Raw genomic sequence first — 26393 nt, 5'->3', positions numbered from 1 at the left:
CATCAGAAGAGGAAGTATCTCTGGGCCATGGGCAGTTCGGTCGCGGGCGCCGGTTCCACGGCCTCGCCGTCGATGGTGACGGTGAAGGTGTCGGCGTCGACCTCGACCCTCGGCATGGCGTCGTTGTTGCGCATGTCCGCCTTGCCGACCTTGCGGGTGCTCTCGATGGCCGTGAACTGCTTGCCGAGGCCGAGCCGTTCGGGCAGTCCGTCGTCGAGGGCGGCCTGCGCCGTGAAGTTGAGCGAGTTCAGGGCGGGCGCGCGGCCGTGGCTGCCGAACATCGGGCGCGGCAGGACGGGCTGCGGAGTGGGGATGGAGGCGTTGGCGTCGCCCATCTGCGCGTAGGCGATCTGGCCGCCCTTGATGACCAGTTCGGGCTTGACCCCGAAGAAGGCGGGGTTCCACAGCACGAGGTCGGCGAGCTTGCCGGTCTCGACGGAGCCGATCTCGCGGGCGAGCCCCTGGGCCACGGCGGGGTTGATCGTGTACTTCGCGACGTAGCGGCGGGCCCGGTGGTTGTCGGCGGGTCCGTCGCCGGACAGGAAGCCGCGCCGCTTCTTCATCACGTGGGCGGTCTGCCAGGTGCGCAGCACGACCTCGCCGACCCGCCCCATGGCCTGCGAGTCGGAGGAGATGATGGAGATGGCCCCGAGGTCGTGCAGGACGTCCTCGGCGGCGATGGTCGAGGGCCGGATGCGGGATTCGGCGAAGGCGAGGTCCTCGGGGACGGCCGGGTTGAGGTGGTGGCAGACCATCAGCATGTCGAGGTGCTCCTCGACGGTGTTGACGGTGTGCGGCCGGGTGGGGTTGGTGGAGCTGGGCAGGACGTTCGGCTCGGAGACCACGGTGATGATGTCGGGTGCGTGCCCGCCCCCGGCGCCCTCGGTGTGGTACGAGTGGATGGTCCGCCCGGCGATGGCCGCGAGGGTGTCGGCGACGAAGCCGGCCTCGTTGAGGGTGTCGGTGTGGATGGCGACCTGGGCGCCGGTCTCCTCGCAGACGCCCAGGCAGGCGTCGATGACGGCGGGGGTGGAACCCCAGTCCTCGTGGATCTTGAAACCGAGGGCGCCGCCGCGCAGTTGGGAGTGCATGGCCTCGCGCGAGGTGGTGTTGCCCTTGCCGAGCAGGCCGATGTTGACCGGGTGGGCCTCCAGCGCCGCGAACATCCGGGCCAGGTGCCAGGGTCCGGGGGTGACGGTGGTGGCCTTGGTGCCTTCGGCCGGTCCGGTGCCGCCGCCGACGAGGGTGGTGATCCCGGAAGCGAGCGCCTCGTCCACGATCGTCGGCGAGATGAAGTGCACGTGGGCGTCGATGGCTCCGGCGGTGACGATCTTCCCGTTGCCCGCGATGATCTCGGTCTCGGGGCCGATGACGAGTGCGGGGTCCACCCCGTCCATGGTGTCAGGGTTGCCGGCCTTGCCGATGCCGCAGATCCGGCCGTCGCGGATGCCCACGTCGGCCTTGACGATGCCCCAGTGGTCGAGGACGACGACCCCGGTGATCACCGTGTCGGCGGCGCCCTCGGCCCGGGTGGTGCGGGCCTGGCCCATGGACTCGCGGATCACCTTGCCGCCACCGAAGACGGCCTCGTCGCCGGCCCGCCCGGGTCCGCCGGCGAGGTCCTGCTCGATCTCGACGAAGAGGTCGGTGTCGGCCAGCCGGATCCGGTCACCGGCGGTTGGCCCGAAGAGGTCGGCGTACACCTGCCGGGAGATCTCAGCCATCGAGCGGCCCTCCGGTCTCCCCGCGCAGCCCCGGCACGGTGCGCAGTCCGCCCAGGGGGACGAGGTCCACCGCGACCGGGATGCCCGGCTCGAAGCGGACGGCCGTGCCGGCGGCGATGTCGAGGCGCAGTCCGCGGGCGGCGAGCCGGTCGAATTCGAGGCCGGGGTTGGCCTCGGCGAAGTGGTAGTGGGAGCCGACCTGGACGGGCCGGTCCGCGGCGTTGAGCACGGTGAGGCGGGTGACGGGGCGACCCTCGTTGAGGAGCACCGGTCCGTCCCCGTAGGCGATCTCGCCGGGGATCATGCGGGTAACGCCCCTTCAGACGATCGGGTCGTGGACGGTGACGAGTTTGGTGCCGTCCGGGAAGGTCGCCTCGACCTGGACGTCGTGGATCATCTCGGGGATGCCCTCCATGACCTCCTCGCGACTCAGGACGGTGCGGCCGGAGGCCATCAGCTCGCCCACGGTCCGGCCGTCGCGGGCCCCTTCGAGGATGTGCGACGTGATCAGCGCGATCGCCTCGGGATGGTTGAGACGGACCCCGCGCGCCTTCCGTTTCTCGGCCACGTCGGCGGCGACGTGGATGAGCAGTCTCTCCTGCTCGTGCGGTGTCAGTTGCACACGTATCACCAAGTTTCCGGGACAAGATCAACTTTTGTGCCTGGGCGACCCTAGCGGCCGTCAACACTCTGTTGACCTGCGCGTATCCGTGCCAAGCGTGTCTTGCCCAACGCAGAAGAAGGCTTTCCGTCCCGACCACCACCGCTTTACCGGACCATGGGTGATCTTTGGCGGACGAACCTGACCCCACGCTAGGGGCCCTGCTTTTCCGCTGAGTTAACCCACGTTTCCGGCAGGTACCCGGTTCAATCCGGTTGCCCGCGGATCGCCGTTCCGTATACGGATGAACACTCGGAATGCCCAAAGAGGAGACACATGTTCGTCAACCCCGTCCGGCACATCACCTTCGACGCGCACGACCCCTACAAGGTCGCCGAGTTCTGGTCCGCGGTGACCGGCTTCCCGATCCACCCGGACGACGAGGTGGGTGACGACGAGATCCTGCTGGACCCGGGGCAGCCGAACGTGCCCGGCCTGCTGTTCATCCGGGTGCCGGACGCCAAGACCGTCAAGAACCGGGTGCACCTGGACATCCAGCCGCCCACCGGCACCCGGGACGAGACCGTCGAGCGTCTGGTCGGGCTCGGGGCGCGGATCGTCGACGACCAGCGCGCGCAGGACGGCGTCCTGGGCTGGGTCGTGCTCGCCGACCCGGAGGGCAACGAGCTGTGCATCGAGCGCAGCGCGGCGGAGCGCGCCGTCTCCTGACGCGGACGTCAGCCGCGGGTCACGATCAGCAGCCGGTGGGGGTCTTCGCCTGAGCGCCGGCTCCGATGGTCCACGGCAGGGCGATCCACACCGTCTTGCCGCCGTCCTCGGTGGGGGTGACCGAGAGCCGGCCGCCCGCCTCCGCGGTCAGCCAGCGGATGATGACCATGCCCCGGCCGTTGTCCTGCTGGACGGCGGCCGGGAGGCGCTTGGGCCAGCGCGGGTGGCTGTCGGTCACGCCGACCCGCAGCCACTCCTCCCGTTCCAACCGGACGTCGATGGTGAAGGTGGGCGACTGGCCGAAAGTGTGCTGTACGGCGTTGGTGGCGAGCTCCGACACGATCAGCCGGACGCTGTCGGCGGCGTCCGCGTCATCGGGAAGCCCCCATTCGCTCAGCACCTCCGCGACGTAGCGGCGGGCAGTGGCGACCGAGGCGGGATCGCTCGGCAGAGTGACGGATGCTTCCTGGTGATCTGCCATGGCGACGGTCCCTTTCCCACCGGGGTCGAGCCGCCCCGGATCTGTGCTGGACGCCAGAGTGCCACCCCTCACGCCGCCACATCCGCCGTTCCCCCAAGATATGCATATATCTGTCGCTCGATGCGGTGAACTCTGCTACGGAAGAGCGTATTTGGACGGCAGACTGGTGCGAGCTGTGCCGGTGGAAGGAGGCGGGTGTGCAGCACGGTCCCGCGGTGCGTCGGCGCAAGCTCGGCGAGGAACTGCGTGCCCTTCGTGACCGGTCCGGACTCACCAGTGGTGAGGCGGCCCGGATCGTGGGATGGCACCAGTCGAAAATCAGCCGCATCGAAACAGGCCGCAGCGGTGTGAAGCCCGAGGACATCCGTCTGCTGCTCGACGCCTACGGGGAGATCGTCAGCCCCGAGCAGCGCGCGTTGCTGGAGGCGCTGTCCGTCTCGGCCGCGGGCCCCGGACCGGGCGACGACACCGGGCGGGGCCGTCAGTGGTGGCACGACTACCGGGGGCTGCTGCCGCAGGAGTACCGGGACTTCATCAGCCTGGAGGCGGGCGCCCGGTCGGCCCGCACCGTCGAACTGTCCGTGGTGCCCGGGCTGCTGCAGACCCCCGGGTACGCCCGGGCGGTGACCCGGGCCGCGCTGGGCGGGCTCCCCGAGCCGAAGGTGGACGCGCTGGTCGACGTACGGCTGGCCCGGCAGTCGGTGCTGCGGGCCGATCCGCCGCTGGAGCTGAGCGCCGTACTGGACGAGGCGGTGCTGCGCCGGCAGATCGGTGGGGCCGGGGTGATGGCGCAGCAGCTGCGGCATCTGGTGGAGGTGGCTCGGCTGCCCCAAGTGCGTCTCCAGGTGCTGCCGTTCAGCGTGGGGGGCCATCTCGGCCTCACCGGACCGTTCGTCATTTTCTCATTTCCGAACATCGCCGATCTGGATGTGGTGGTACTCGACCATTTGACGAGTAGCCTCTATCTGGAGCGGAAGGAAGACCTAGAGGCGTACAGCGCCGCGTTCCGCACCATCCAGGCGCACGCCCTCCCGCCCCAGGACTCGTCGGATCTCATCAGCGCCCTCGCTGACGACGCGTAAGGAGGCACCCCCGTGTCCGCAACCCCCTTATCGACCAGCGGACTTCTGAACAGCGCGCGGTGGCGGCGGAGCAGCCGCAGCACCGGAATGAACAACTGCGTGGAAACGGCCGTCCTCGGCGGCGGCCTGCTGGCCGTCCGTGATTCCAAGCGGACGGAAGGCCCGGCCGTGCTCTTCACCGGGCCGGCCTGGGACGGCTTCCTCGCACAGGTACGGGCGGACGTCCCCTCGACGCCCTAGCGGTCCGTGGCTCCGGCCGGAGCGGTCCGCAGGATCGTCCCGACGGCCCGGTCGATCTCGTCCCCCGTGAGATCCGCCCGGGCGGTCAACCGCAGCCGGGAAATACCGTCCGGCACCGACGGCGGTCGGAAGCACCCCACGGACAGACCTGCCTCGCGGCAGTCGGCGGCCCACTGCAGTGCCGCCGAGGCCGACGGGGCCCGAACCGACACCACGGCCGCGTCCGGCCGGGCCGCGGTCAGGCCGGACGCGGTGAGCCGCCCGTACAACTGGGCGGCCACCTCGCGGGCGCGGTCCGCGCGCTCCGGCTCCCGCCGGAGCAGGCGCAGGCTCGCCAGTGCCGCGCCCGCGGCGGCCGGGGCCAGCCCGGTGTCGAAGATGAAGGTGCGCGCGGTGTTGACCAGGTGCCGGATGACCTTGGCCGGGCCGAGTACGGCTCCGCCCTGGCTGCCCAGCGACTTGGAGAGGGTCAGGGTGGCGACCACCCCGGGCGCGCCCGCGAGCCCGGCCGCGTACAGCGCGCCCCGGCCGCCCTCGCCCAGCACGCCGAGCCCGTGGGCGTCGTCCACGACCAGGGCCGCGCCCTCGTCCCGGGCGGCGGCGGCGTAGGCGGCGAGCGGGGCGGCGTCGCCGTCCACCGAGAACACCGAGTCACTGACCAGCAGCGCCCGGCCCTCGTGCGCGGCGAGCGTCTTGCGCGCGGTGTCGGGGTCGGAGTGCGGGATCACCGCGGTCTCGGCCCGCGACAGACGGCAGCCGTCGACGATCGAGGCGTGGTTCCCGGCATCGGAGACGACCAGCGTGCCGCGGTCGCTCAGCGCGGTGACGGCGGCGAGGTTCGCCGCGTATCCGGAGGAGAGGACCAGCGCGGCCTCGAACCCGCAGAAGGCGGCGAGTTCGCTTTCCAGTTCCGCGTGCAGCTCGGTCGTGCCGGTGACGAGCCGGGAGCCGGTGGCGCCGGCGCCCCAGCGCTCGGCCGCCTCCCGGGCGCCGCGGACGGTCTCGGGGTGTCGGGTCAGGCCGAGGTAGTCGTTGCTCGCGAGGTCCAACAGCGGCGACGTCTCCGGCCGCGGGCGCAGCGTCCGGACGAGACCGGCCTGCGCACGGGCGCTCTCCGCGGCGTCGATCCAGGCGAAGACGTCCACGGGGTCGGGTGTGTGCTGGGGCATCGGCACCATCGGCGGCATCGGCAGGTCCTCGCGTTTTGTCGGCAGTCCACAGACCTGCCCGACCCTAGCCGCCGTTACTTGCGGGTCAGGTGTGGCGATACACACACTCTCATCCGGCCATGTTGTGCGATCTCTCCTTGGCCGGGAGTGGTCGTGTAGGCCAGGATCGGCGTCATGGACCTGCTGAACACCCTGGTGGAAAAGGGGCTGCGGCGCGAGCTGCCGACCCGCGAAGAGGCACTCGCCGTTCTGGCGACTTCCGACGACGAACTGCTCGACGTGGTGGCCGCGGCCGGCAAGGTGCGCCGCCAGTGGTTCGGGCGTCGGGTCAAGCTGAACTACCTGGTCAACCTGAAGTCGGGCCTGTGCCCGGAGGACTGCTCGTACTGCTCCCAGCGCCTGGGGTCGAAGGCCGAGATCCTCAAGTACACGTGGCTGAAGCCCGAGGAGGCCTCCCAGGCCGCCGCCGCGGGTGTCGCGGGCGGCGCGAAGCGGGTCTGCCTGGTCGCGAGCGGCCGCGGTCCGACGGACCGGGACGTGGAGCGCGTCGGCAAGACCATCGCGGCGATCAAGGAGCAGAACGAGGGCGTCGAGGTCTGCGCGTGCCTCGGCCTGCTCGCGGACGGCCAGGCCGAGAAGCTGCGGGACGCGGGCGCCGACGCGTACAACCACAACCTGAACACCTCCGAGGCCACCTACGGCGCCATCACCAAGACGCACACCTACGCGGACCGCGTGGACACGGTGCAGAAGGCGCACGCGGCGGGCCTGTCGGCCTGCTCGGGTCTGATCGCGGGCATGGGCGAGAGCGACGAGGACCTGGTCGACGTCGTCTACTCGCTGCGCGAGCTGGACTCGGACTCCGTGCCGGTCAACTTCCTGATCCCCTTCGAGGGCACCCCGCTGGCCAAGGAGTGGAACCTCACCCCGCAGCGCTGCCTGCGGATCCTGGCGATGGTCCGGTTCGTCTGCCCCGACGTGGAGGTCCGGATCGCCGGCGGCCGCGAGGTGCACCTGCGCTCGCTGCAGCCGCTGGCGCTGCACATCGCCAACTCCATCTTCCTCGGCGACTACCTCACCAGTGAGGGCCAGGCCGGCCAGGCCGACCTCGACATGATCGCCGACGCCGGCTTCGAGGTGGAGGGAGCCGGTACCACCACCCTGCCCGCGCACCGCGCCGACGTGGCGGCGGCCGCCTCGGCCGGCGGCTGCGGTTCGCACGGCGGCGCCTCGGTCTGCGGTTCCGCGGGCTCCGCCGACTCCGCCGAGGCCGGCTGCGGTTCGGCGTGCGGCGGCTGCTCCGGGCACTCCGGACACGCGGAGGCGGAAGCGGCGCCCGTACCGGCTCAGGCCGAGGCCGGCGAGGTGCGCTCGGACCTGGTGGCGGTGCGCCGCCGCGGCGCGGGGACGGACATCGCCCCCAATGCCTGATCAGCACCCGCTGTCGGCCGGCGCGGAGCTCCTCGCGCTGGACCGGCAGCACGTCTGGCACCCGTACGGCCCGATGCCCGGGCGACAGGAGCCGTTGGTCATCGCCTCCGCCTCGGGGGTTCGGCTGCGGCTCGCCGTGCCCTCGCAGGGGCAGGGTCACGAGGAGCTCGTCGACGGCATGTCCTCCTGGTGGTCGGCCATCCACGGCTACAACCACCCGGTGCTGAACGAGGCCGCCACCACGCAGCTGGGCCGCATGTCACACGTGATGTTCGGCGGGCTCACCCATGAGCCCGCCGTCCGGCTCGCCGCGAAGCTCGTCGAGATCACCCCGGCGGGGCTGGAGCACGTCTTCCTCTCCGACTCGGGCTCGGTGTCCGTCGAGGTCGCGGTCAAGATGTGCCTGCAGTACTGGCGTTCGCTGGGCCGGACGGGCAAGACCCGGCTGCTGACCTGGCGCGGCGGCTACCACGGGGACACCTGGCAGCCGATGGCCGTGTGCGACCCCGACGGCGGCATGCACGAGCTGTGGCAGGGGCACCTGCCGAGGCAGGTCTTTGCGGACGCTCCGCCCGGCGGTTTCGACACCCCCGTCGACCCGGCGTACGTCGACCACCTGCGCACCCTGATCGCCGCGCACGCCGACGAGCTGGCCGCCGTCATCGTGGAGCCGGTGGTTCAGGGCGCGGGCGGCATGCGCTTCCACAACCCGGGCTACCTGCGGGTGCTGCGCGAGTTGTGCGACGAGTACGGCGTGCTCCTCGTGCTGGACGAGATCGCGACGGGCTTCGGCCGCACGGGCGCGCTGTTCGCCGCCGACCACGCGGGGATCACCCCGGACGTCATGTGCCTGGGCAAGTCGCTGACCGGCGGCTACCTCACCCTCGCCGCGACCCTGTGCACGGAGCGGGTGGCGGACGGAATCTCGCAGGGCGAGGTCCCGGTCCTGGCCCACGGGCCGACCTTCATGGGCAACCCGCTCGCGACGGCCGTGGCGCTGGCCTCCATCGACCTGCTGCTCGGCCAGGACTGGCCGACGGAGGTCAAGCGGATCGAGGCGGGCCTGCGCGAAGGCCTGGCGGACGTGTCCGCGGTGCCCGGGGTGCGTGACGTACGCGTCCTGGGCGCGATCGGCGTGGTCCAGCTGGACCACGAGATCGACATGGCGGCCGCCACCCGGGCGGCCGTGCGGGAGGGCGTGTGGCTGCGCCCGTTCCGGGACCTGATCTACACCATGCCGCCGTTCGTCACGGGCGACGGCGACGTGGCCCGCATCTGCCGTGCGGTGCGCGCGGCGGCCGAGGAAGGCTGAGATGTCCGTACTGGTCGTGTCCGGCACCGGTACCGAGGTCGGAAAGACCGTGGTCACGTCGGCGATCGCGGCCGCCGCGGTGGCGGCCGGCCGCTCGGTGGCGGTGCTCAAGCCCGCGCAGACGGGTGTCGGCCCGCAGGAGCCTGGGGACGCCGCCGAGGCGGTCCGGCTGGCCGGCCCCTCCGTCACGGCGGTGGAACTGGCCCGCTACCCGGAGCCCTTGGCCCCGGACACGGCCGCCCGCCGTGCGGGCCTGCCCACGGTCTCCCCGGAGCGGATCGCGGAGGCCGCTCGTCGGCTGTCCCGCTCCCACGACCTGGTCCTCGTCGAGGGCGCGGGCGGCCTGCTGGTCCGCTTCGACGAGGCGGGCCACACCCTGGCGGACGCCGCCCGCCTCCTCGACGCCCCGGTCCTGGTGGTGGCCGCGGCGGGCCTCGGCACCCTCAACTCCACCACCCTCACCGCGGAGGCCCTGCGGGCGCGGGAGCTGACCGGGCTGGGCGTGGTGGTGGGCAGCTGGCCCGCGACCCCGGACCTCGCCGCCCGCTGCAACCTGGCGGACCTCCCGGCGTCCTCGGCCCTGCCCCTCCTGGGCGCGGTCCCCGAGGGCTCGGGCGGCCTGGCGCCGGAAGAGTTCCGAGCCTCGGCCCCCGGCTGGCTCTCGCCCGCCCTCTCGGGCACGTGGTCGGCCGCGTCGTTCCTGACGGCCTGGCCGGCGTAACGGCTCGCCGGTTTCCCGGCCTACGCGAACGGCTTCACCCAGCGCCGCCAGCGCTCCTGACGGTGGTAGCCGGCCGCGGCCCACACCCGGTGCGCCCTTTCGTTCGCCTCGAGGACCATGGCGTCCCCGCGTCGGCCCCCGACGGCGACGAAGCGCCGTTCGGCCGCTTCGAGGAGCGCGCCGGCGATCCCCTGCCGGCGGTGGGAGGGCAGCACGGCCAGCCGGTACAGGGAGGCGCGCCAGCCGTCCCAGCCCGCGATCACGGAGCCGACGAGGAGCCCGTCGGACTCCGCGAGGATCAGGGCTTCGGGATCCCGCGTGACGAGCCGTGTCACGCCGTCCACGTCGTCCGTGATCGACGTGCCCTCTGCGGCTTCCTTCCAGAAGACGAGCACGTTCTCGGCGTCGGCCGGCACGGCGGCCCGTATGTTCAGCTCGGTCATGATCGGGAGCCAAGCACGCCCGGGCGGTGGCCCGCCACCGAGTTCCGCCCTTCGGGACCCGGCGGGGCTCCACCAAAAGGATGATCCGCTCCCTTTGCCCTTCCTTTACGATGTAGTGCAAGCAATCCCCGCCGAACGACCCTGATTGAAAGGTGTGAGCGTCCGCCCATGGGCGAGCCTCCCAGTCCACGACCCACCCGTTCGCGACATCGCGCGGTCCCCCTCCTCCTGGCCGATCATGGGACGGAGGTGATCGACCGATGACCGAGGTGCTCCTGCTCGTCGTGGCACTGCTGCTCTGCATTGCCTGCGGGGTCTTCGTGGCGGCCGAGTTCTCGCTGACCACCGTCGAGCGCAGCGAACTCGAACGAGCCGTCGAGCGCGGCGAGCGCGGGGCGGACAGCGCCCTGGCCGCCGTGCGGACCCTGACCTTCCAGCTCTCCGGCGCCCAGCTCGGCATCACCGTGACCGGCCTGGTCATCGGCATGATCTCCAAGCCGTCGATCGCGGCCCTGCTCGAGGGCCCGTTCAAGGCCATGGGGCTGTCCGCCGGGGCCGCGTCCTCCACCGCGCTGGTCCTGGGCACCGTGCTGTCGACCGTCGTCCTGATGGTCGTCGGCGAGCTGGTGCCGAAGAACTGGGCGATTTCCTCGCCGCTGGCCATCGCCAAGCGCGTGGCGACCATGCAGCGGGTGTTCAGCCGGGCCTTCAGGCCCCTGATCAGCCATCTGAACACCACCGCGAACCACATGGTCCGCCGCTTCGGCTTGGAGCCGGCCGAGGAGCTGGCCTCCGCGCGCACCCCGCAGGAGCTGGTCGCCCTGGCGCGGCACTCCGCGAGGGCGGGCGCGCTGGAGAAGGACACCGCCGAGCTGTTCGTGCGTACCTTGAACCTCGCCGACCTGACCGCGGAGAACGTGATGACCCCGCGCGTCCAGGTCACCGCCCTCGACGTGCAGACCACCGCCGAGGACGTGGCGAACGCGACGCTGGCCACCGGCCTGTCCCGCTTCCCGGTCTACCAGGGCAGCCTCGACACGGTCGTCGGCACCGTCCACATCAAGGACGTGCTGGCGCTGCCCGCCGAGGAGCGCCACCGCCACCCCGTGTCGCAGCTGCTGCGCGCGCCCCTCCTCGTACCGGAGTCGCTGACGGTGGACCGCCTGCTGGACCGGCTGTCCGGAAAGCAGACGATGGCCGTCGTCATCGACGAGTACGGCGGCACGGCCGGCGTGGCCACGCTGGAGGACATCGTCGAGGAGGTCGTCGGCGAGGTCCGCGACGAGCACGACCCGCACGAGACCCCGGACCTGGCTCCGGCCGGCACGGACGCCGACGGGCGCGCGCTCTACTCCGCCGACGGCGCCGCGCGCACCGACCAGCTCCAGCGGATCGGACTGCGCGTGCCCGAAGGGCCGTACGAGACCCTGGCCGGGCTGATAGCGACCGAGCTGGGCCGGATCCCGATGGTCGGCGACAGCCTGGAGATGGGCGGCTGGCGGCTGGACGTCGTGGACGCCAGCGGGCGACGGGCCGCGCGGGTGCTGCTGCACGTGCCGTCCGAGTCCGACCAGGACAGGGGTGGGGAGGGGGCCCGATGACCGCGATCCAGCTTCTGATCGGCCTGGCGACCCTCGTCGTCAATGCCTTCTTCGTCGGCGCGGAGTTCGCGCTGATCTCGGTGCGGCGCAGCCAGATCGAGCCGTACGTCGAACAGGGCGACCGGCGGGCCCGCGCGGTCCTGTGGGGCCTGGAGCACGTGTCGGCGCTGATGGCGGCGGCCCAGCTGGGCATCACGCTGTGCACCCTGGTGCTGGGTGTGGTGGCCGAACCGGCCATCGCGCACCTGCTGGCCCCGCTGTTCGACCTCGTCGGGGTGCCGGGCGGCGTGACGCACGCGATCTCCTTCGCCGTGGCGCTGGCCCTGGCGACGTACCTGCACATGCTCTTCGGCGAGATGGTGCCGAAGAACGTGGCGCTGGCCGAGCCGGTGCGCACCGCACTGCTCCTGGGGCCCCCGCTGGTGGCCCTCACGCGGGCGCTGCGGCCGGTGATCTTCGCGATCAACGCGTTCGCCAACGCGCTGCTGCGGCTGCTGCGGGTGGAGGTGAAGGGCGAGGTCTCGGCGAGCTTCTCGGACGACGAGCTGGCGCGGATCGTCAAGGACTCCAGTGACGCGGGGCTCATCGACGACCGGGCGAGCGAGCGGCTGCACGACGCCCTGGAACTGGGCCGTCGGCCGGTCACCGACGTGGTGCTGCCCGCGGACCGGGTGGTCCCGGCCCAGGAGGGCATCACGCCGGCCGGGCTGGAGCGGCTGTCGGCGGAGTCCGGCTACTCCCGTTTCCCGATGGTCGACGCCCACCGCCGGATCCTGGGCTACCTGCACGTCAAGGACGCTCTGGACGCCGAGCCGGACCAGCGCGACGAGCCGTTCCCGGTCACGGCTCTGCGGCCGATCGCGCAGATCCGGGCGGAGACCCCGCTGGACGACGTGCTGACCGCGATGCGGCGCAGCCGCACGCACCTGGCGGCGGTGCTCGGGCCGGACGGCGCGATGACGGGCCTGGTGACGATGGAGGACGTGCTGCGCGAGCTGTTCAGCCGCCCGACATCCACATAGGGGCGGCGCGAAGGCGGTTTGCGGATTGCGCTCCCCGGCCCTGCGGGGCCGGGGTACCGCGCGGTAACATCACTCCGCCATGGAGATGAATGCGCGCTACACCAGTTTCGTCGCGGTCGGCGACTCCTTCACCGAGGGCATGTCCGACCTGCTCCCCGACGGCTCCTACCGGGGCTGGGCCGACCTGCTGGCCGCCCGCCTGGCGGCGCGCGAGCCGGGCTTCCGCTACGCCAACCTCGCGGTGCGCGGGAAGCTCATCGGGCAGATCGCCGAGGAGCAGGCTCAGGTGGCGGCCGCGATGGGCGCCGACGTGGTGGCCCTGGTGGGCGGGCTGAACGACACCCTGCGCCCCAAGGTGGACATGGGCCACGTCCGGGCACACCTGGAGGCGGCCGTGGAACTCCTCGCGCCCTCCTGCAAGCACCTGGTCCTCATGCGCTCCCCGGGGCGCAACGGGCCGGTGATGGAGCGCTTCCGCCCCCGCATGGAGGAGCTCTTCGTCATCATCGAGGAGCTCGCGGCGCGGCACGGCGCCCTGGTGGTCGACCTGTACGGGGCTCCCGCGCTCGGCGACCAGCGCATGTGGGACGTGGACCGGCTGCACCTGACCGCCGAGGGCCACCGTCGGGTCGCCGAGGCCGTCTGGCAGACGCTGGGCCTGCCCGCCGAGCACGACTGGCGCGCCGAACTTCCCGCGGCCGCGCCCCCGGGGTGGGCGGTGCGCCGGGCCCAGGACGTGAGCTTCGCCCGGCAGCACCTGCTCCCCTGGATCGGCCGCCGCCTGACGGGCCGCTCCTCCGGGGACGGACGCCCGGCGAAGCGCCCGGAGCTGCTTCCGTACGCGCCGTACGAGGACTCGCCGGTCTCGTAGCAAGGCACAATCCGGAGCGGGGGCCCTACCTGCGTAAACGCACAGCCGGGGCCCAAGTAGAATCCCTACACGTGACAGCCAAGCCCCGCATCCCCAATGTCCTGGCCGGCCGCTACGCCTCCGCGGAGCTCGCCGTCCTGTGGTCCCCCGAGTACAAGGTGACGCTGGAGCGGCGGCTGTGGCTCGCCGTGCTGCGCGCCCAGAAGGACCTCGGCATCGAGGTCCCCGACGCGGCCCTCGCCGACTACGAGCGCGTCCTGGAGACCGTCGACCTCGCCTCCATCGCCGAGCGCGAGAAGGTCACCCGACACGACGTGAAGGCCCGCATCGAGGAGTTCAACGACCTCGCCGGTCACGAGCACGTCCACAAGGGCATGACCTCGCGCGACCTCACCGAGAACGTCGAGCAGCTCCAGATCCGGCTCTCCCTGGAGCTGGCCCGCGACCGCACCGTCGCCGTCCTCGCCCGCCTCGGCAAGCTGGCCGGCGAGCACGCCGAGCTGGTCATGGCCGGCCGCTCGCACAACGTGGCCGCGCAGGCCACCACCCTGGGCAAGCGCTTCGCCACCGCGGCCGACGAACTCCTCGTCGCTTACGACCGCCTGGAGAACCTGCTCGACCGCTACCCGCTGCGCGGCATCAAGGGCCCCGTCGGCACCGCGCAGGACATGCTCGACCTGCTCGGTGGCGACGCCGCCAAGCTGGCCGACCTGGAGCAGCGGATCGCGACCCACCTCGGCTTCGCCCAGGCCTTCACCTCGGTGGGCCAGGTCTACCCGCGCTCGCTCGACTACGACGTGGTCACCGCCTTGGTGCAGCTCGCCGCCGCCCCGTCGTCGATCGCCAAGACGATCCGGCTGATGGCCGGCCACGAGCTGGTGACCGAGGGCTTCAAGCCCGGCCAGGTCGGCTCCTCCGCGATGCCGCACAAGATGAACACCCGCTCCTGCGAGCGCGTGAACGGCCTGATGGTCATCCTGCGCGGTTACGCCTCGATGACCGGCGAGCTGGCCGGCGACCAGTGGAACGAGGGCGACGTCTCCTGCTCCGTGGTCCGCCGCGTGGCCCTGCCGGACGCCTTCTTCGCCTTCGACGGCCTCCTGGAGACCTTCCTGACGGTCCTCGACGAGTTCGGTGCCTTCCCGGCCGTCGTCGCCCGTGAGCTGGACCGCTACCTGCCGTTCCTCGCGACCACCAAGGTCCTGATGGGCGCGGTGCGGGCCGGCGTGGGCCGCGAGGCCGCCCACGAGGTCATCAAGGAGCACGCGGTGGCCTCCGCCCTGGCCATGCGCGAGCAGGGCGCCGAGCGCAACGAGCTCCTCGACAAGCTGGCCGCCGACGAGCGGATGCCGCTGGACCGGGCGCAGCTCGACGCGCTGATGGCCGACAAGCTGTCCTTCACCGGCGCCGCGGGCGACCAGGTGGCGGCGGTGGTGTCGCGTATCGAGGCGATCACCAAGCAGCACCCGGAGGCCGCCGGGTACGCGCCGGGGTCGATCCTCTGACCCCCGACGAGCTGAACGCCGCCCGTGACCGCGTCCTCCCGGACGTGGTCGCGGGCGGTCTGCGTGTCCTGTTCTGCGGAATCAACCCGGGTCTCCTCTCCGCCGCCACGGGCCACCACTTCGCCCGCCCCGGCAACCGCTTCTGGCCCGTCCTTCACCTCTCGGGCTTCACCCCGCGCCGGCTGGCCCCCTCCGAGCAGGAAGAGTTGCTCACCTACCGGCTCGGCATCACCAACGTCGTGGCCCGCGCCACGGCCCGCGCCGACGAGCTCAGCGCCGAGGAGTTCCGCGAAGGCGGCCGCATCCTGACGGCCAAGGTGGAACTCCTCCGCCCCCAGTGGCTCGCCGTGGTCGGCGTCACCGCCTACCGCACCGCCTTCGGCGAGCGGAAGGCGCAGATCGGCCCCCAGGAGCGGACCATCGGCTCCACCCGCGTCTGGGCCCTCCCCAACCCCAGCGGCCTCAACGCCCATTGGACCGCCGAGACCATGGCCCAGGAGTACGCCCGCCTCCGCGCGGCCGCCACAACCTCCGAAGCCTAGGGCGGATCGATGACCGTGACCCCTGCCATCAGCAGGTAGGGGTCGCCCTCGTCCCACTGCGCCACGTAGGACACGAGCCAGTGATCGCCGGCCTTCCACAGGTGCACATGGTCGGTGCTGTTGCTCAACTCGTCCCACGGCTCCGGTATCTCCTCCCCGTCGAACCCGCGGGCCCTCAGCGATCCCAGACTGAAGACCTGCGGGTCTCCCCACCGGCCGGTCAGGGCCTGGGTCAGCGCCCCGTATTCGGCATTGATCTGGTCGGCCGCCTCGCTCCGGCCCGCACCGCCGTCCTCCCAGAAGTCCGCGGTCCGCCCGACCGGGACCAGGTGGTAACCCGGGCCGCTGCTCTGCCCGCCGGACCAGACCGGCTCGGGCGGGAATTCCGTCACCCGGAGCCGGTCGATCGTGTCGAGATGCTCTGCCGTGGTCATACCGTCAGTATCCCGACCCCCACTGACAACTGGCCCGCCGTCACGCGTCCCGGCGGCGCACCGCGATCCAGCCACCGATTACCGCGACCACCGCCCAGAGCGCCATCACACCCAGCCCGGTCCACGGACCGAGGTCACCGTGCGGCTCGATCCGCATCACCATCTGCCCGGCACGGTCCGGCATGAACTGGCCGAGCCCACCCACGGCCTCACCGACGATGAAGGACACCATGAGGACGAACGGTATGAGGAGGCTCAGTACGGCCACCCCGCTGCGCAGCACCGCCGTCAGCCCCGCCGAGAACAGAGCCATGACGGTCAGGTAGAGGCCGCTTCCGACGATCGCCCGCACGGTGCCCGGGGCGCCCAGCTCCAGGGCGTACGGACCCATGAACGCCTGGCCGGCCACGAAGGTCAGGAACCCGGTGATCTGCCCCACGGCGAGGGCGAGTCCGCCCACCATCGAGATCTTCGACAAGTAGAACCGGGTGCGGTGGGGCACAGCGGTGAAGGTGGTGCGCAGGGCGCCGTTGTGGAACTCGGCGGAGAAGGCGGTCGCGCCGAAGGCGATGGCGGCTATCTGACCGAAGTTGAGTCCGTAGAAGGCGGCGAGCAGCGGGTCCTGCCCCATGCTGCTCTCCTCTGCCTGGCCTATCGCCGCGGCCGTCAGGGCCTGGATCGCCACGGTGGCGAGGAGGATGGATATCAAGGACCAGAAGGTGCCCCGGAGGGACCGGATCTTGATCCACTCGGAGTGCAGGACGGGCAGGGTGGGCAGAGCGGTGCTCATGGCGGAGCCTCCTGGAAAGAGGGGGGACGGTCAGTGGGTGGCGGCGAACTGGGCGTGGTCGGCGGTGAGGTCCAGGTAGGCCTGCTCCAGCGAAGCGCGCTCGTCGGAGAGCTCCAGAATGGGAATCCCCTCCCGGGCGGCCATGCTGCCGAGCCGTTCCGCCTGTATGCCGTCGACGGTCCAGCGCCCGCCGTCGGCGCCGACCATCTCGAAGCCGTCCCGTGCGAGGGCGGCCCGCAGCCGGATCGGGTCCGTGGTGCGCAGTCGCACCTTGGGGGTGCTGCGCGCGTCGATGAACTCTTCCATCGAGGTGTCGGCCAGCAGTCTGCCCGCGCCGAGCACGACCAGGTGGTCGGCCAACGTCGACGTCTCGGACATGAGGTGGCTGGAGACCAGGACGGTGCGGCCCTCGGCGGCGAGGCCGCGCATCAGCTCGCGGATCCAGATGATCCCCTCGGGGTCGAGCCCGTTGGTCGGCTCGTCGAGCAGGAGTACTCCGGGATCTCCCAGCAGCGCGGCGGCGATTCCCAGACGCTGACGCATGCCCAGGGAGAAGGTCTTCACCCGGCGCTTGGCCGCAGCGGCCAGCCCGGCCTGCTCCAGTACCTCGTCCACCCGGCTGACCGGTATCCGGTTCGAGGCAGCGAGTACGCGCAAGTGGTCGCGGGCGGTGCGTCCGCCGTGGATGGACTGCGGGTCCAGGAGCGCTCCGACCTGGCGCAGCGGGTCCGTGAAGGTGGTGAACTGCCGGCCGCCGATGGTGGCCGTGCCGGAGGTCGCCCGGTCCAGGCCCAACAGCAGCCGCATCGTGGTCGACTTGCCGGCGCCGTTGGGGCCCAGGAAGCCGGTGACCCCTCCGGGCAGAACGTCGAAGGTGAGGCGGTCCACGGCACGGGTGGCGCCGTATTCCCTGGTCAGTTCTCGGATCTCGATCGTGTTCATGCCTCAAGATTCGCCGTCGCCCCCACCCCCTGCCCTCCCCCACGTGGGGGGACCGTCTCCCCCACGTGGGGGAGACGGTGGCCGGCCGCCGGCTGTCACGATGAGGGCATGTACCGATTGCTTCGTGCTCCCCTCCGTGGGGTCACGTACTCCCGCTGGCTGCATCTGCTCATTCCGATCCTGATCGTCTCCATTTGGATGTTCATAGAGCCCGCGTGGCCGTGGATGCCCGCCCTGATCGTCGCTCCCTTCGGGCTGGTCCCCTGGGTGCGGCTGGCCGAGGGGCTGCAGGCGCAGTTCCTGCTGACCCCGCAGGAGCGTGGCCGGCACGACGGTTCCATCAGCACCGCGCCGTCCGCGCGTTGGGGGGACCGCTGGCGGACGGTCGCCTGGCTGGAGATACGTCTCGTGCTGGCGGGCGCGGCCATGTTGGCGACGGTGTGGCTGCCGGTGATGGCGCTGGAGCTCGCCCTCACCGGCGCCGGGCGCGACCTCGGGTCGGACGACGTGCTCCTGCCCTTCGTCCCGCCGCGCTGGGCGGCCTTGCTCCTCGTGCCGGTGCCGCTGGTCCTGCTGCTGGTGATCGTGGTCCTGCTCGGCGAAGCCGTTACCGCGATAGCCACCAGGCTCCTGGGGCCTTCGGCGGCCGAGCGCCTCAGCGCGTTGGAGGCGCGGACGGAGCAGCTGCTCGAACGGACGCGGATAGCCCGGGAGTTGCACGACTCCATTGGGCACGCACTCACCGTGGCGGTCGTCCAGGCGGGTGCCGCCCGGGCCGCGGGCGATCCGGAGTTCACCGAGCGCGCGCTGTGCGCGATCGAGGAGACCGGCCGGGCCGCGATGGAGGACCTGGAGCGGGTGCTGATGGTGCTCCGGGAGTCCGCGCAGCCTCCCTCCCAGCGGCCCACCCTGGCCGACGCCGACCGGCTGCTGGAGTCCGCTCGCGCTTCCGGTGCCCCGGTGGACGCCGAACTGTCCGGCCCACTGGAGAAGTTGCCGGGGCCGGTGACGCGGGAGGGGTACCGGATCCTGCAGGAGGCCCTGACCAACGTACTGCGGCACAGCGGGCCGGTGCCGGTCCGCGTGCGGATCGAAGTGGCCGTGGGAAGACTGGATTTGGAGGTCACCAACCCGCTCCCGACGGAGCCCACGCTGATGACCGGCCGCGGTTCCGGTCTGCGCGGCATTCGGGAGCGGGCCGCGTTGCTCGGCGGAGAGGCTCAGACCGGGCCGCACGAGGGCAACTGGAGGGTGCGCGCCCGGCTTCCGCTGGAGCGAATACGCTGACCGGATGCCGGTTACCGTACTGCTCGTCGATGACGAACCCCTGGTGCGCGCGGGTCTGCGCGCCGTCCTGGAAGCCCAGCCCGACATCGAGGTGGTGGGCGAAGCGCCCGACGGTGCCTCAGTGGTCCCGCTCGTGCGGCAGCTGCGGCCCGACGTGGTGGCGATGGACGTACGGATGCCGCTGCTCGACGGGATCGAGGCGACCCGCGCGATCCTGAAGACGGTGGACTCCCCACCGAAGATCCTCGTGGTCACCACCTTCGAGAACGACGAGTACGTCTACGAGGCTCTGCGGGCCGGCGCGGACGGGTTCCTGTTGAAGCGGGCCCGTCCTTCGGAGATCGTCCACGCGGTGCGGCTGGTGGCGGAGGGCGAGACGCTGCTCTTCCCCGCTGCCGTGCGGGCCCTGGCCGCGGAGTACGGAAACCGACAGGCCCGGGCCGTGCTGGAGCGGGCGGCCCTGACCGAGCGCGAGGAGGCGGTCCTGCGGCTCATGGCCCAGGGGCTGACCAACGTGGAGATCGCCGGCCGGCTGATCGTCGGAGCGGAGACGGTGAAGTCCCACGTCAGCGCGATTCTGGCGAAGCTGGGGGCGCGGGACCGGACCCAGGCCGTGATCATGGCGTACGAATCGGGGTTCGTCGCCCCGGCCTGAGTGGAGCGATGAGTTCCGGCCGATGAGGGGCTGGTTCTCGCCGCAGCACCGGGCGCGCAGTACGATCCGGCTGACAGGGCCGCTAGCTGGGAGGACACACGTTGGGGCAGCTGACCGGCGGAGATCCCTCTCTGCTCAGGCGGATCAATTCCGCCGTGGTGCTCCGGGCGCTGCGCGCGGCCCAAGCACCTACCCTCACCGACCTCACCCGGGTGACCGGGCTCTCCCGGCCGACCGTCGAGGGGGTCGTGGAAGGGCTGATCGCGACCGGGCTGGTCGTCGAGGCCGATGCCGAGGAAGGCGCCCGCCGGCAGGGGCGACCGGCGAGGCGGTTCCGCTTCCGGGCCGAGGCGGGGCACCTGCTGGGCATCGAGATCGGCTCGCACCGCGTCGCCGTGCTGCTCTCCGGGCTGGACGGACGCGTCATCGGCGCGGGCACGAAGGACGTCGCGGAATCGGCGTCCGCCGACGAGCGGCTGGAGAAGGTCCGCTCCGCCGTGGCGGATCTGCTGCGCCGGGCCGGGGTGCCCCGGGACTCCCTGCGCGCGGTCGGGGTCGGCAGCCCCGGGATCGTGGAAGCGGACGGCACGGTCCGCCTCGGCACCGCCCTGCCCGGCTGGACGGGACTACCGCTGGGGGAACGACTGCAGCGCTCGTTCCGCTGTCCGGTGCAGGTGGAGAACGACGCCAACGCCGCGGCGGTCGCCGAGCATTGGAAGGGGGCCGCGCGGGACACCGACGACATCGTGTTCGTCATGGCGGGGCTCAGCCCCGGCGCCGGCTCACTGATCGGCGGCCGGCTCCACCGGGGCTTCGGCGGAGCGGCCGGCGAGATCGGCGCCCTGCACCTGCTGGGCCGTGAGGTCACGCCCGAGAAGCTGCTGTCGACCACCGGGGAGCCCCTGCATCCGCTGGACGAGCCGGCGGTGGCCGAGGTCTTCGCGATGGCCAAACGGGGCGACGAGCGGGCGGTGGCCGCCGTGGAGCGGTTCCTGCAACGGCTGGTGCACGACGTCGCGGCGCTGGTCCTGGCGATGGATCCGGAGCTGGTGGTGGTCGGCGGCTGGGCAGCCGGGCTGGACGGGGTCCTGGATCCCCTGCGACGGGAACTCGAGCGCTACTGCCTGCGCCCGCCGAAGGTGGCCCTCTCCCTGCTCGGCGAGGCGGCGGTGGCCACCGGGGCGCTTCGCCTCGCGCTGGACCACGTGGAGGAAGAGCTCTTCGCGGTGGAGAAGACGGTCACGGCCCGGCGCCGCTGACCACGCCCCGCGCGGCCGGAACACGCGCCGCACATGCCGGCGCGGCCCGGGCCCGGCGACTGTCGGACCCGGGCCGCACCCGGAACTCGAAGCTCGGCACCGACGGCCGAGCGGCCGGTCGGTGGATCGGCCGGCTGCTGGATCGGCCGGTCGGGGATCGGCCGGTCGGGGATCGGCCGGTGGATCGGCCGGTCGCGTCAGGAGGCGACGCGCGGCTCGTGGGTGATCTCGACGTCGCCGGAGTCCCCGAAGGTGAGCCGGCAGGTGTCGGCGCGGTAGGTGGCCACCGAGACCGCCGCGGTCCCCGCGGCGGTGAAGTAGCGCGTGGTGACGAGGAGTACGGGCGCGCCGGGCAGCCGGTCCAGTTCCTTGGCGTCGTCGGCGCGCGCGGAGCCGAGCTCCACCGAGCGGTCCTGGCCGTCGAGGACCAGCCGCTGCAGCTCGCGCAGGACGGCGCGGGCACGGGTAGGGCCGGCCGAGGCCTCGATGGCGGTGAGACCGGGCACCGAGGCGGCCGGGACGTAGAGCAGTTCGGCGGCGACGGCCTGACCCTGGGTGACGCGGGTCCGGCGCACGGTGTGGACCGGCTCGTCGGCGGCGAAGGCCCCGCCGGTACCCAGCAGCTTCAACACGGCGGCGGACGGCAGGGTCTCGGCCGCGTCCACCGGTTCCCAGCCGTCGACGTGCTCGCCGGGCCAGCTGTGCCCGGCGGTGCCCACGGCGACACCGACGCGCGGCGGGGCAACGGTGGTTCCGACCCCGCGGCGGCGCTGCAGCCGGCCTTCGAGCTCCAGCTGTTCGAGTGCCTGGCGCAGGGTCGCGCGGGCGACGCCGAAACGGGCGGCGAGCTCACGCTCGTTCGGCAGGACCTCGCCGACGGCGAAGTCCTGGTCGAGCGCTTCGCTGAGGACGGTCTTGAGGTGCCAGTACTTCGGCTCCGGCACCGTTTCGAGCTGCGTGGTCCCCACCCTGACTCCTCCTGCCATCGCCGCACTCGCCGTGTGTTCCAGCGGCAGTTCCGCGCCTTTGTTTATTAAAGGTTCCTGCACTATCCCTGCGACGATAGGACGGCGCACCCCCTTGGTCAAGACCAATGCTCACCCCTGCACCGGGCAGATCGGGCATACGCATCAAGCCGTTCACGGGATGTTCTCGTATGAGCCGAAGGCTTGTAGTCAAGGGCTACCGGACGGTAATCATGACGGTGGCACTACTGACAGCCTGTCTCACACGCGTCCAACCGACGAGGAGCAGCATGACCGCCACGGTCTCCTTCACGATCGATTCGCCGCTCGGCCCCCGCACCGCCACCGTCGCCTACGAGCGCAAGGGCGCGGGCGAACCACTTCTCCTGCTGCACGGCATCGGCCACCACCTCCAGGCCTGGCACCCGGTGATCGACGTCCTGGCCGCCGAGCACGATGTGATCGCCGTCGACCTGCCCGGCTTCGGCGCCTCGGAGCCGCTGCCCGAAGGGGTTCCCTACGACCTGGCCACCGTGCCCCCGGCGCTCGGGGCGCTCTGTGCGGCCCTCGGTGTCGAGCGCCCGCACGTCGCGGGCAACTCCCTCGGCGGACTGCTCGCGCTCGAAATGGGTCGGACCGGTCTGGCCCGCTCGGTCACCGCCCTCTCCCCCGCCGGGTTCTGGACGGAGGGCGAACGCCGCTACGCCTTCGCCACCCTCCTCGCGATGCGCGCCGGCGCCAAGGCACTACCCCGCCCCGCGCTGGAGCGGCTCTCGCGCGGCGCCACGGGCCGGGCCGCACTCACCGGCACCATCTACGCCCGCCCGGCCCGCCGTTCGCCCGAGGCCGTGGTCGCCGAGACCCTCGCCCTGCGCGAGGCCACCGGCTTCGAGGCGACCCTGGCCGCCGGTGGGTCCGTACGGTTCACCGAAGACGTTCCCGGCCTGCCGGTCACCATCGCCTGGGGCACTCGCGACCGGCTGCTGCTGCGCCGCCAGGGCGTACGGGCCAAGCACACCATCCCCGACGCCCGACTGGTCCGGCTCCCGGGCTGCGGCCACGTCCCGATGAACGACGATCCGGCGCTCGTCTCCCGGGTGATCCTGGACACCGCCCGCAGCCGCCACCTCGTGGCAGCCTGACCGCGGCCCGCCGACGCGGAGCGGAGCCGCCGAAGCGTTGAACGTTCAAAGCGGCGAAGGAGCGGAGGGCTGACGGACCGGAGGGCTGACGGACCGGAGGGCTGAACGGCTGAGCGGCCGGCGGCTGTTCATCCCCGGTTCGCGTGGGCGATGCGGCCGGGCCGGGGTGCGGCGGCACGCTGGTCCGACCCACCCCCGCCCGCCCCTGGAGACGCACCGATGGCACCGATGCCGCGCACCCGACGGTCCCTGATCGGCGGTTCCCTCGCCCTGTCCTCCGCACTGTTCGCCGCTCCGGCGCTCGCCGCCCCCGCCTTCGCCCGCTCCGGCCGGCCGAACGCGCTCTGGGGCGTGCAATCCGGCGAGATCACCGCCCACTCGGCCACCGTGTGGACCCGCTCCGACCGCCCGGCGCGGATGTACGTGGAGACCTCCCCGAGCGAGGCGTTCCGCTACGCCGTACGCCGCCACCGCGGGCCGCTGCTCGGCCCCTCCGGTGACTTCACCGGGACGACCGTCCTGCGCGACCTCCCACCCGGGCAGCAGATCCACTACCGGGTGGTGCTGGCCGACCCCGACGACCCTCGCCGCACCTCCGAGCCGGTCCACGGAAGCTTCCGCACCACCCCCGTCTCCCGCCGCCACGACGTGCGCTTCCTGTGGTCGGGGGACCTGGCCGGTCAGGGCTGGGGCATCAATCCCGACCTCGGCGGCTACCGCGTCTTCGAGGAGATGCGCCTGCGCAACCCCGACTTCTTCCTCTTCAGCGGGGACACGATCTACGCCGACGGCCCGATCAAGCCCTCCGTACCCCTCCGCGACGGCACGACGTGGCGCAATGTCACCACCGAGGAGAAGTCGAAGGTCGCCGAGACCCTCGCCGAGTTCCGCGGGAACTTCCGCTACAACCTGCTCGATCGCAATCTGCGCGACTTCAACGCCCGGGTCCCCGTCCTCGCCCAGTGGGACGACCACGAGGTGCGCAACAACTGGTACCCGGGTCAGCTGATCGACGACCCCCGCTACACGGTGCGCGAAGCCGACACCCTCGCCGCCCGCGCCCGCCAGGCATTCGGCGAGTACTTCCCCGTCACCGACCTGCGCGGCGGCCGCGCCGAGGGCCGGATGTACCGCGTGATGCGTTACGGCCCGCTCCTCGACGTCTTCGTCCTCGACATGCGCACGTACCGGAACGCCAACTCCCCCGGCACCCGGACCGAGGACCCGATCGGAATCCTCGGCCCCGAGCAGCTGGCCTGGCTGCGGCGCGAGCTCACCCGCTCCCGGGCCACCTGGAAGGTCATCGCGGCCGACATGCCGCTCGGCATCGTCGTCCCCGACGGGGCGACCGACTTCGAGGCCGTGGCCCAGGGCGACCCCGGCGCCCCGCTGGGCCGCGAGCTCCAGATCGCCGAACTGCTGCGCCACATCAAGCACCAGCGCATCACCGGCACCCTCTGGCTCACCGCCGACGTGCACTACACCGCCGCCAACCACTACGCGCCGGAGCGGGCCGCGTTCGCCGACTTCGCGCCGTTCTGGGAGTTCGTCTCCGGCCCGATCGGCGCGGGCGGCTTCCCGGCCGGGCGGCTCGACGCCACCTTCGGCCCGGAGACGGCCTTCGTCCAGTCGGCGCCGTTCGCCAACATGTCCCCGTCCGAAAACCCTCCGTACTACGGCGAGGTCGACATCGACGGCGGCAGCGGGGAACTCACCGTCCGTCTGCGGCGCCAGGGAGGCGGCGTACTGTTCACCAAAACCCTCCAGCCCGGGCGCGTGGGCCAGTAGCCGAAAATACCCAGTAAAACTGGATGAAATCGACCAGATGGACACTTAACCAGTCGGTCACAGAGCGTTCGCGATCACGCAACACCCTTGCGCCACAGTGGTGTGCATGACTGACCGTGATCTTGCCTCCGCCCAGCGTCCCCACCGTCACCACTGGCGCCGTGACGTCGTCGAACTCGCCGCGCTCTTCTGCGCCGTCGCGGTCGCCGACGCCATCGCCAATCTCGTCGTGCACGGCCCCAGGGGCCCCGTCCTGCTCGTGGCCTCGGCCGTCGCGCTCCTCGTCACCGCCGCCTTCCACACCTGGTGGGCACGGCGCCACAGCCATGCGCCGCCGCCGGACACCACCCCGGCGGCGGCCCCGGCGGCCCTGGCGGGGGTCGCGAGCAGGAACGCGGGCACCGTGGCGGGTGCGAGCACGGCCCCCACCGCGGGCGCGCCGTCCGCCGCCCTCTGGCGGATGCGCACGACCGTACGGGACGAGCCCGGCTCGCTGGCCGCCCTCTGCACCGCCCTCGCCCGCAACGGCGTCGACATCCTGACCCTCCAGACGCACCCGCTCCCCGAGGGCGGCACCGTCGACGAGTTCCTGCTGCGCGCCCCGCAGCAGTTGGCCTCCGCCGACCTGACCCGCGCCGTCTCCCTGGCCGGCGGCCACAGCACCTGGATCGAACGCGCCGACGCCCACGACCTGGTCGACACCCCGACCCGCGTCCTGGGTCTGGCCACCCGCACCGCCCTGGACGCCGCCGAGCTGCCCCTCGCACTGCGCCAGCTGCTCGGCCGCTGCACCATCCACTCGATCCCGGCGACCACCCTCTCCGGCCGCCCCAACGCGGGCGCCGACGCCCCAGTCGAAGGGGTCCTGGAGGCCACGGTCATGCGGCTGCGCGACCCCTCGGGCGGCGCGATCACCGTGGAGCGGCCCTACCTGCCCTTCACCCCGACCGAGTTCGCCCGCGCCCGCGCCCTCGTCGAGCTCGACGCCCGCCTCGGCCCCCGCGTCCCGCGCGCCCTGGACGTACTGACCCTGCCCGAGGGCAACGAGATCACCGTCCGCCGCGCCGACGGCTCCGACCTGGCGGCGGCCCGCGCGATGCACGATCGCTGCTCCGAGCGCACCCTGTCGTTGCGCTACCACGGCCCCGTCGCCGACGCCGACCGCTATCTCGGCCACCTGCTCAGCCCCCGGTTCGGCCGCACCCTGGCCGCCACCACCGCCTCCGGCAAGCTCGTGGCCCTCGGCCACCTCCTGTGGGACGGCGACGAGACCGAGGTCGCGCTGCTCATCGAGGACGACTGGCAGCGCCGCGGCATCGGCTCCGAGCTGCTGCGCCGACTCGTCGCGATGGCCGTCGAGGCCGGGTGCGACAGCGTGTACGCCGTCACCCAGGCCGCCAACACCGGAATGGTCGCCGCCATGCGCGGGCTGGGCCTCCCCCTCGACTACCAGATCGAGGAGGGCACCCTGGTGATCACGGCCCGGCTGGACGCGACCCCCGTCAGCTCTCGGCTCCCGTACGACGTCACCCACGAGGGTGCCCACGAGCTCCCGCGGCGCGAACCGCGGCCTCCGCGCCACCACCACTGACCGGGCGCCCCGTCGTCCCGTGCCACGACCCGTACCGCGCCGAACACCGCGTGCGGGTCGTGGGCG

27 protein-coding genes are annotated in these 26393 nt (G+C 72.1%); 17 read left to right on the top strand and 10 right to left on the bottom strand.

The window, feature by feature from the left end:
* Positions 1 to 2: 2 nt before the first annotated feature.
* From ACFV9H_RS27225 to ACFV9H_RS27215, 3 genes are read right to left on the bottom strand one after another with little or no spacing between them, the layout of a single operon-like run.
* Entirely contained in the window at positions 3 to 1724 is a 1722-nt protein-coding gene (locus ACFV9H_RS27225; protein ID WP_385403010.1) for an urease subunit alpha, read from the bottom strand.
* Positions 1717 to 2028 carry an urease subunit beta gene (locus ACFV9H_RS27220; protein WP_385403008.1) on the bottom strand — a complete coding sequence of 104 codons (312 nt, stop codon included), beginning with the start codon at positions 2026 to 2028 and terminating at the stop codon, positions 1717 to 1719. The genes ACFV9H_RS27225 and ACFV9H_RS27220 overlap by 8 nt, the downstream gene beginning before the upstream one ends.
* 15 nt (positions 2029 to 2043) lie before the next feature.
* A complete protein-coding gene (locus tag ACFV9H_RS27215; RefSeq protein ID WP_385403005.1) occupies positions 2044 to 2346 on the bottom strand; it encodes an urease subunit gamma in 303 nt (100 codons plus the stop codon).
* Positions 2347 to 2661: 315 nt separating this feature from the next.
* On the opposite strand from ACFV9H_RS27215, the gene ACFV9H_RS27210 reads away from it, so the two are divergent.
* Entirely contained in the window at positions 2662 to 3054 is a 393-nt protein-coding gene (locus ACFV9H_RS27210; RefSeq protein ID WP_385403003.1) for a VOC family protein, read from the top strand.
* A gap of 25 nt (positions 3055 to 3079) precedes the next feature.
* Here ACFV9H_RS27210 and ACFV9H_RS27205 read toward each other — a convergent pair whose 3' ends face one another.
* Positions 3080 to 3535, bottom strand: a complete 456-nt coding sequence (locus tag ACFV9H_RS27205) for an ATP-binding protein (protein WP_385403000.1) — start codon at positions 3533 to 3535, stop codon at positions 3080 to 3082.
* 197 nt (positions 3536 to 3732) lie between these two features.
* Here ACFV9H_RS27205 and ACFV9H_RS27200 point away from each other — a divergent pair, with 197 nt between their 5' ends.
* A complete protein-coding gene (locus tag ACFV9H_RS27200) occupies positions 3733 to 4617 on the top strand; it encodes a helix-turn-helix domain-containing protein (RefSeq protein WP_385402998.1) in 885 nt (294 codons plus the stop codon).
* A 12-nt stretch (positions 4618 to 4629) separates the two neighbouring features.
* Complete coding sequence (locus ACFV9H_RS27195; protein ID WP_385402995.1) at positions 4630 to 4857, top strand: DUF397 domain-containing protein; 228 nt, start codon at positions 4630 to 4632, stop codon at positions 4855 to 4857.
* On the opposite strand, the gene ACFV9H_RS27190 is transcribed toward ACFV9H_RS27195, so the two are convergent.
* Positions 4854 to 6026, bottom strand: coding sequence for an 8-amino-7-oxononanoate synthase (locus ACFV9H_RS27190; RefSeq protein ID WP_385402993.1), 1173 nt, complete (start codon positions 6024 to 6026; stop codon positions 4854 to 4856). The two genes, ACFV9H_RS27195 and ACFV9H_RS27190, sit on opposite strands and share 4 nt — an antisense overlap.
* Before the next feature lie 174 nt (positions 6027 to 6200).
* Between ACFV9H_RS27190 and bioB the strand changes: the two genes are divergently transcribed.
* The 3 genes from bioB to bioD are packed head-to-tail and all read left to right on the top strand — an operon-like array spanning position 6201 to position 9490.
* A complete protein-coding gene (bioB, locus tag ACFV9H_RS27185) occupies positions 6201 to 7457 on the top strand; it encodes a biotin synthase BioB (protein WP_385402991.1) in 1257 nt (418 codons plus the stop codon).
* Positions 7450 to 8769 carry an adenosylmethionine--8-amino-7-oxononanoate transaminase gene (locus ACFV9H_RS27180; protein ID WP_385402989.1) on the top strand — a complete coding sequence of 440 codons (1320 nt, stop codon included), beginning with the start codon at positions 7450 to 7452 and terminating at the stop codon, positions 8767 to 8769. Before bioB ends, ACFV9H_RS27180 begins: the two co-directional genes overlap by 8 nt.
* Position 8770: 1 nt before the next feature.
* Positions 8771 to 9490, top strand: coding sequence for a dethiobiotin synthase (gene bioD / locus ACFV9H_RS27175; protein ID WP_385402986.1), 720 nt, complete (start codon positions 8771 to 8773; stop codon positions 9488 to 9490).
* A 20-nt stretch (positions 9491 to 9510) separates the two neighbouring features.
* Here bioD and ACFV9H_RS27170 read toward each other — a convergent pair whose 3' ends face one another.
* Entirely contained in the window at positions 9511 to 9933 is a 423-nt protein-coding gene (locus ACFV9H_RS27170) for a GNAT family N-acetyltransferase (protein ID WP_385402984.1), read from the bottom strand.
* A gap of 260 nt (positions 9934 to 10193) precedes the next feature.
* Here ACFV9H_RS27170 and ACFV9H_RS27165 point away from each other — a divergent pair, with 260 nt between their 5' ends.
* The 5 genes from ACFV9H_RS27165 (at position 10194) to mug (ending at position 15474) form a co-directional block, all read left to right on the top strand.
* Positions 10194 to 11534, top strand: coding sequence for a hemolysin family protein (locus ACFV9H_RS27165; RefSeq protein WP_385402982.1), 1341 nt, complete (start codon positions 10194 to 10196; stop codon positions 11532 to 11534).
* On the top strand, positions 11531 to 12556 hold the full coding sequence (locus ACFV9H_RS27160) for a hemolysin family protein (RefSeq protein WP_385402979.1): 1026 nt from the start codon (positions 11531 to 11533) through the stop codon (positions 12554 to 12556). Before ACFV9H_RS27165 ends, ACFV9H_RS27160 begins: the two co-directional genes overlap by 4 nt.
* A gap of 79 nt (positions 12557 to 12635) precedes the next feature.
* On the top strand, positions 12636 to 13427 hold the full coding sequence (locus ACFV9H_RS27155) for an SGNH/GDSL hydrolase family protein (RefSeq protein WP_385402976.1): 792 nt from the start codon (positions 12636 to 12638) through the stop codon (positions 13425 to 13427).
* Positions 13428 to 13498: 71 nt separating this feature from the next.
* Positions 13499 to 14932: an adenylosuccinate lyase gene (purB, locus tag ACFV9H_RS27150; RefSeq protein WP_385402973.1), complete on the top strand. Its 1434-nt coding sequence runs from the start codon at positions 13499 to 13501 to the stop codon at positions 14930 to 14932.
* A complete protein-coding gene (gene mug / locus ACFV9H_RS27145; protein WP_385403044.1) occupies positions 14929 to 15474 on the top strand; it encodes a G/U mismatch-specific DNA glycosylase in 546 nt (181 codons plus the stop codon). The genes purB and mug overlap by 4 nt, the downstream gene beginning before the upstream one ends.
* On the opposite strand, the gene ACFV9H_RS27140 is transcribed toward mug, so the two are convergent.
* Genes ACFV9H_RS27140 through ACFV9H_RS27130 form a run of 3 tightly spaced genes read right to left on the bottom strand, consistent with a single transcriptional unit; the run spans position 15471 to position 17640 of the window.
* Complete coding sequence (locus ACFV9H_RS27140; protein WP_385402970.1) at positions 15471 to 15908, bottom strand: hypothetical protein; 438 nt, start codon at positions 15906 to 15908, stop codon at positions 15471 to 15473. The two genes, mug and ACFV9H_RS27140, sit on opposite strands and share 4 nt — an antisense overlap.
* Positions 15909 to 15948: 40 nt before the next feature.
* Positions 15949 to 16698, bottom strand: a complete 750-nt coding sequence (locus tag ACFV9H_RS27135; protein ID WP_385402968.1) for an ABC transporter permease — start codon at positions 16696 to 16698, stop codon at positions 15949 to 15951.
* 30 nt (positions 16699 to 16728) lie between these two features.
* A complete protein-coding gene (locus ACFV9H_RS27130) occupies positions 16729 to 17640 on the bottom strand; it encodes an ATP-binding cassette domain-containing protein (protein ID WP_385402965.1) in 912 nt (303 codons plus the stop codon).
* A gap of 108 nt (positions 17641 to 17748) precedes the next feature.
* On the opposite strand from ACFV9H_RS27130, the gene ACFV9H_RS27125 reads away from it, so the two are divergent.
* From ACFV9H_RS27125 to ACFV9H_RS27115, 3 genes are all read left to right on the top strand, one after another.
* Entirely contained in the window at positions 17749 to 18927 is a 1179-nt protein-coding gene (locus tag ACFV9H_RS27125) for a sensor histidine kinase (RefSeq protein ID WP_385402962.1), read from the top strand.
* 4 nt (positions 18928 to 18931) lie between these two features.
* Positions 18932 to 19582, top strand: coding sequence for a response regulator (locus tag ACFV9H_RS27120; RefSeq protein WP_385402960.1), 651 nt, complete (start codon positions 18932 to 18934; stop codon positions 19580 to 19582).
* Positions 19583 to 19683: 101 nt separating this feature from the next.
* Positions 19684 to 20841, top strand: coding sequence for an ROK family transcriptional regulator (locus ACFV9H_RS27115; protein ID WP_385402958.1), 1158 nt, complete (start codon positions 19684 to 19686; stop codon positions 20839 to 20841).
* 197 nt (positions 20842 to 21038) lie between these two features.
* Here ACFV9H_RS27115 and ACFV9H_RS27110 read toward each other — a convergent pair whose 3' ends face one another.
* Positions 21039 to 21809, bottom strand: a complete 771-nt coding sequence (locus tag ACFV9H_RS27110) for a GntR family transcriptional regulator (RefSeq protein ID WP_385402956.1) — start codon at positions 21807 to 21809, stop codon at positions 21039 to 21041.
* A gap of 287 nt (positions 21810 to 22096) precedes the next feature.
* Between ACFV9H_RS27110 and ACFV9H_RS27105 the strand changes: the two genes are divergently transcribed.
* The 3 genes from ACFV9H_RS27105 (at position 22097) to ACFV9H_RS27095 (ending at position 26327) form a co-directional block, all read left to right on the top strand.
* A complete protein-coding gene (locus ACFV9H_RS27105) occupies positions 22097 to 22948 on the top strand; it encodes an alpha/beta fold hydrolase (RefSeq protein WP_385402953.1) in 852 nt (283 codons plus the stop codon).
* A 219-nt stretch (positions 22949 to 23167) separates the two neighbouring features.
* Positions 23168 to 24736 (top strand): alkaline phosphatase D family protein, encoded by a 1569-nt coding sequence (locus ACFV9H_RS27100; RefSeq protein WP_385402951.1) that lies wholly within the window; start codon positions 23168 to 23170, stop codon positions 24734 to 24736.
* 106 nt (positions 24737 to 24842) lie between these two features.
* Entirely contained in the window at positions 24843 to 26327 is a 1485-nt protein-coding gene (locus ACFV9H_RS27095; protein ID WP_385402948.1) for a GNAT family N-acetyltransferase, read from the top strand.
* Positions 26328 to 26393: the final 66 nt, after the last annotated feature.

Origin of the sequence: Streptomyces sp. NPDC059874, from assembly GCF_042731135.1 — a bacterium.
In the GTDB taxonomy this organism is placed as follows: Bacteria; Actinomycetota; Actinomycetes; order Streptomycetales; family Streptomycetaceae; genus Streptomyces.
The sequence above is the reverse complement of the archived record's forward strand: the minus strand, read 5'-3'. Positions and strand labels throughout refer to the sequence as shown.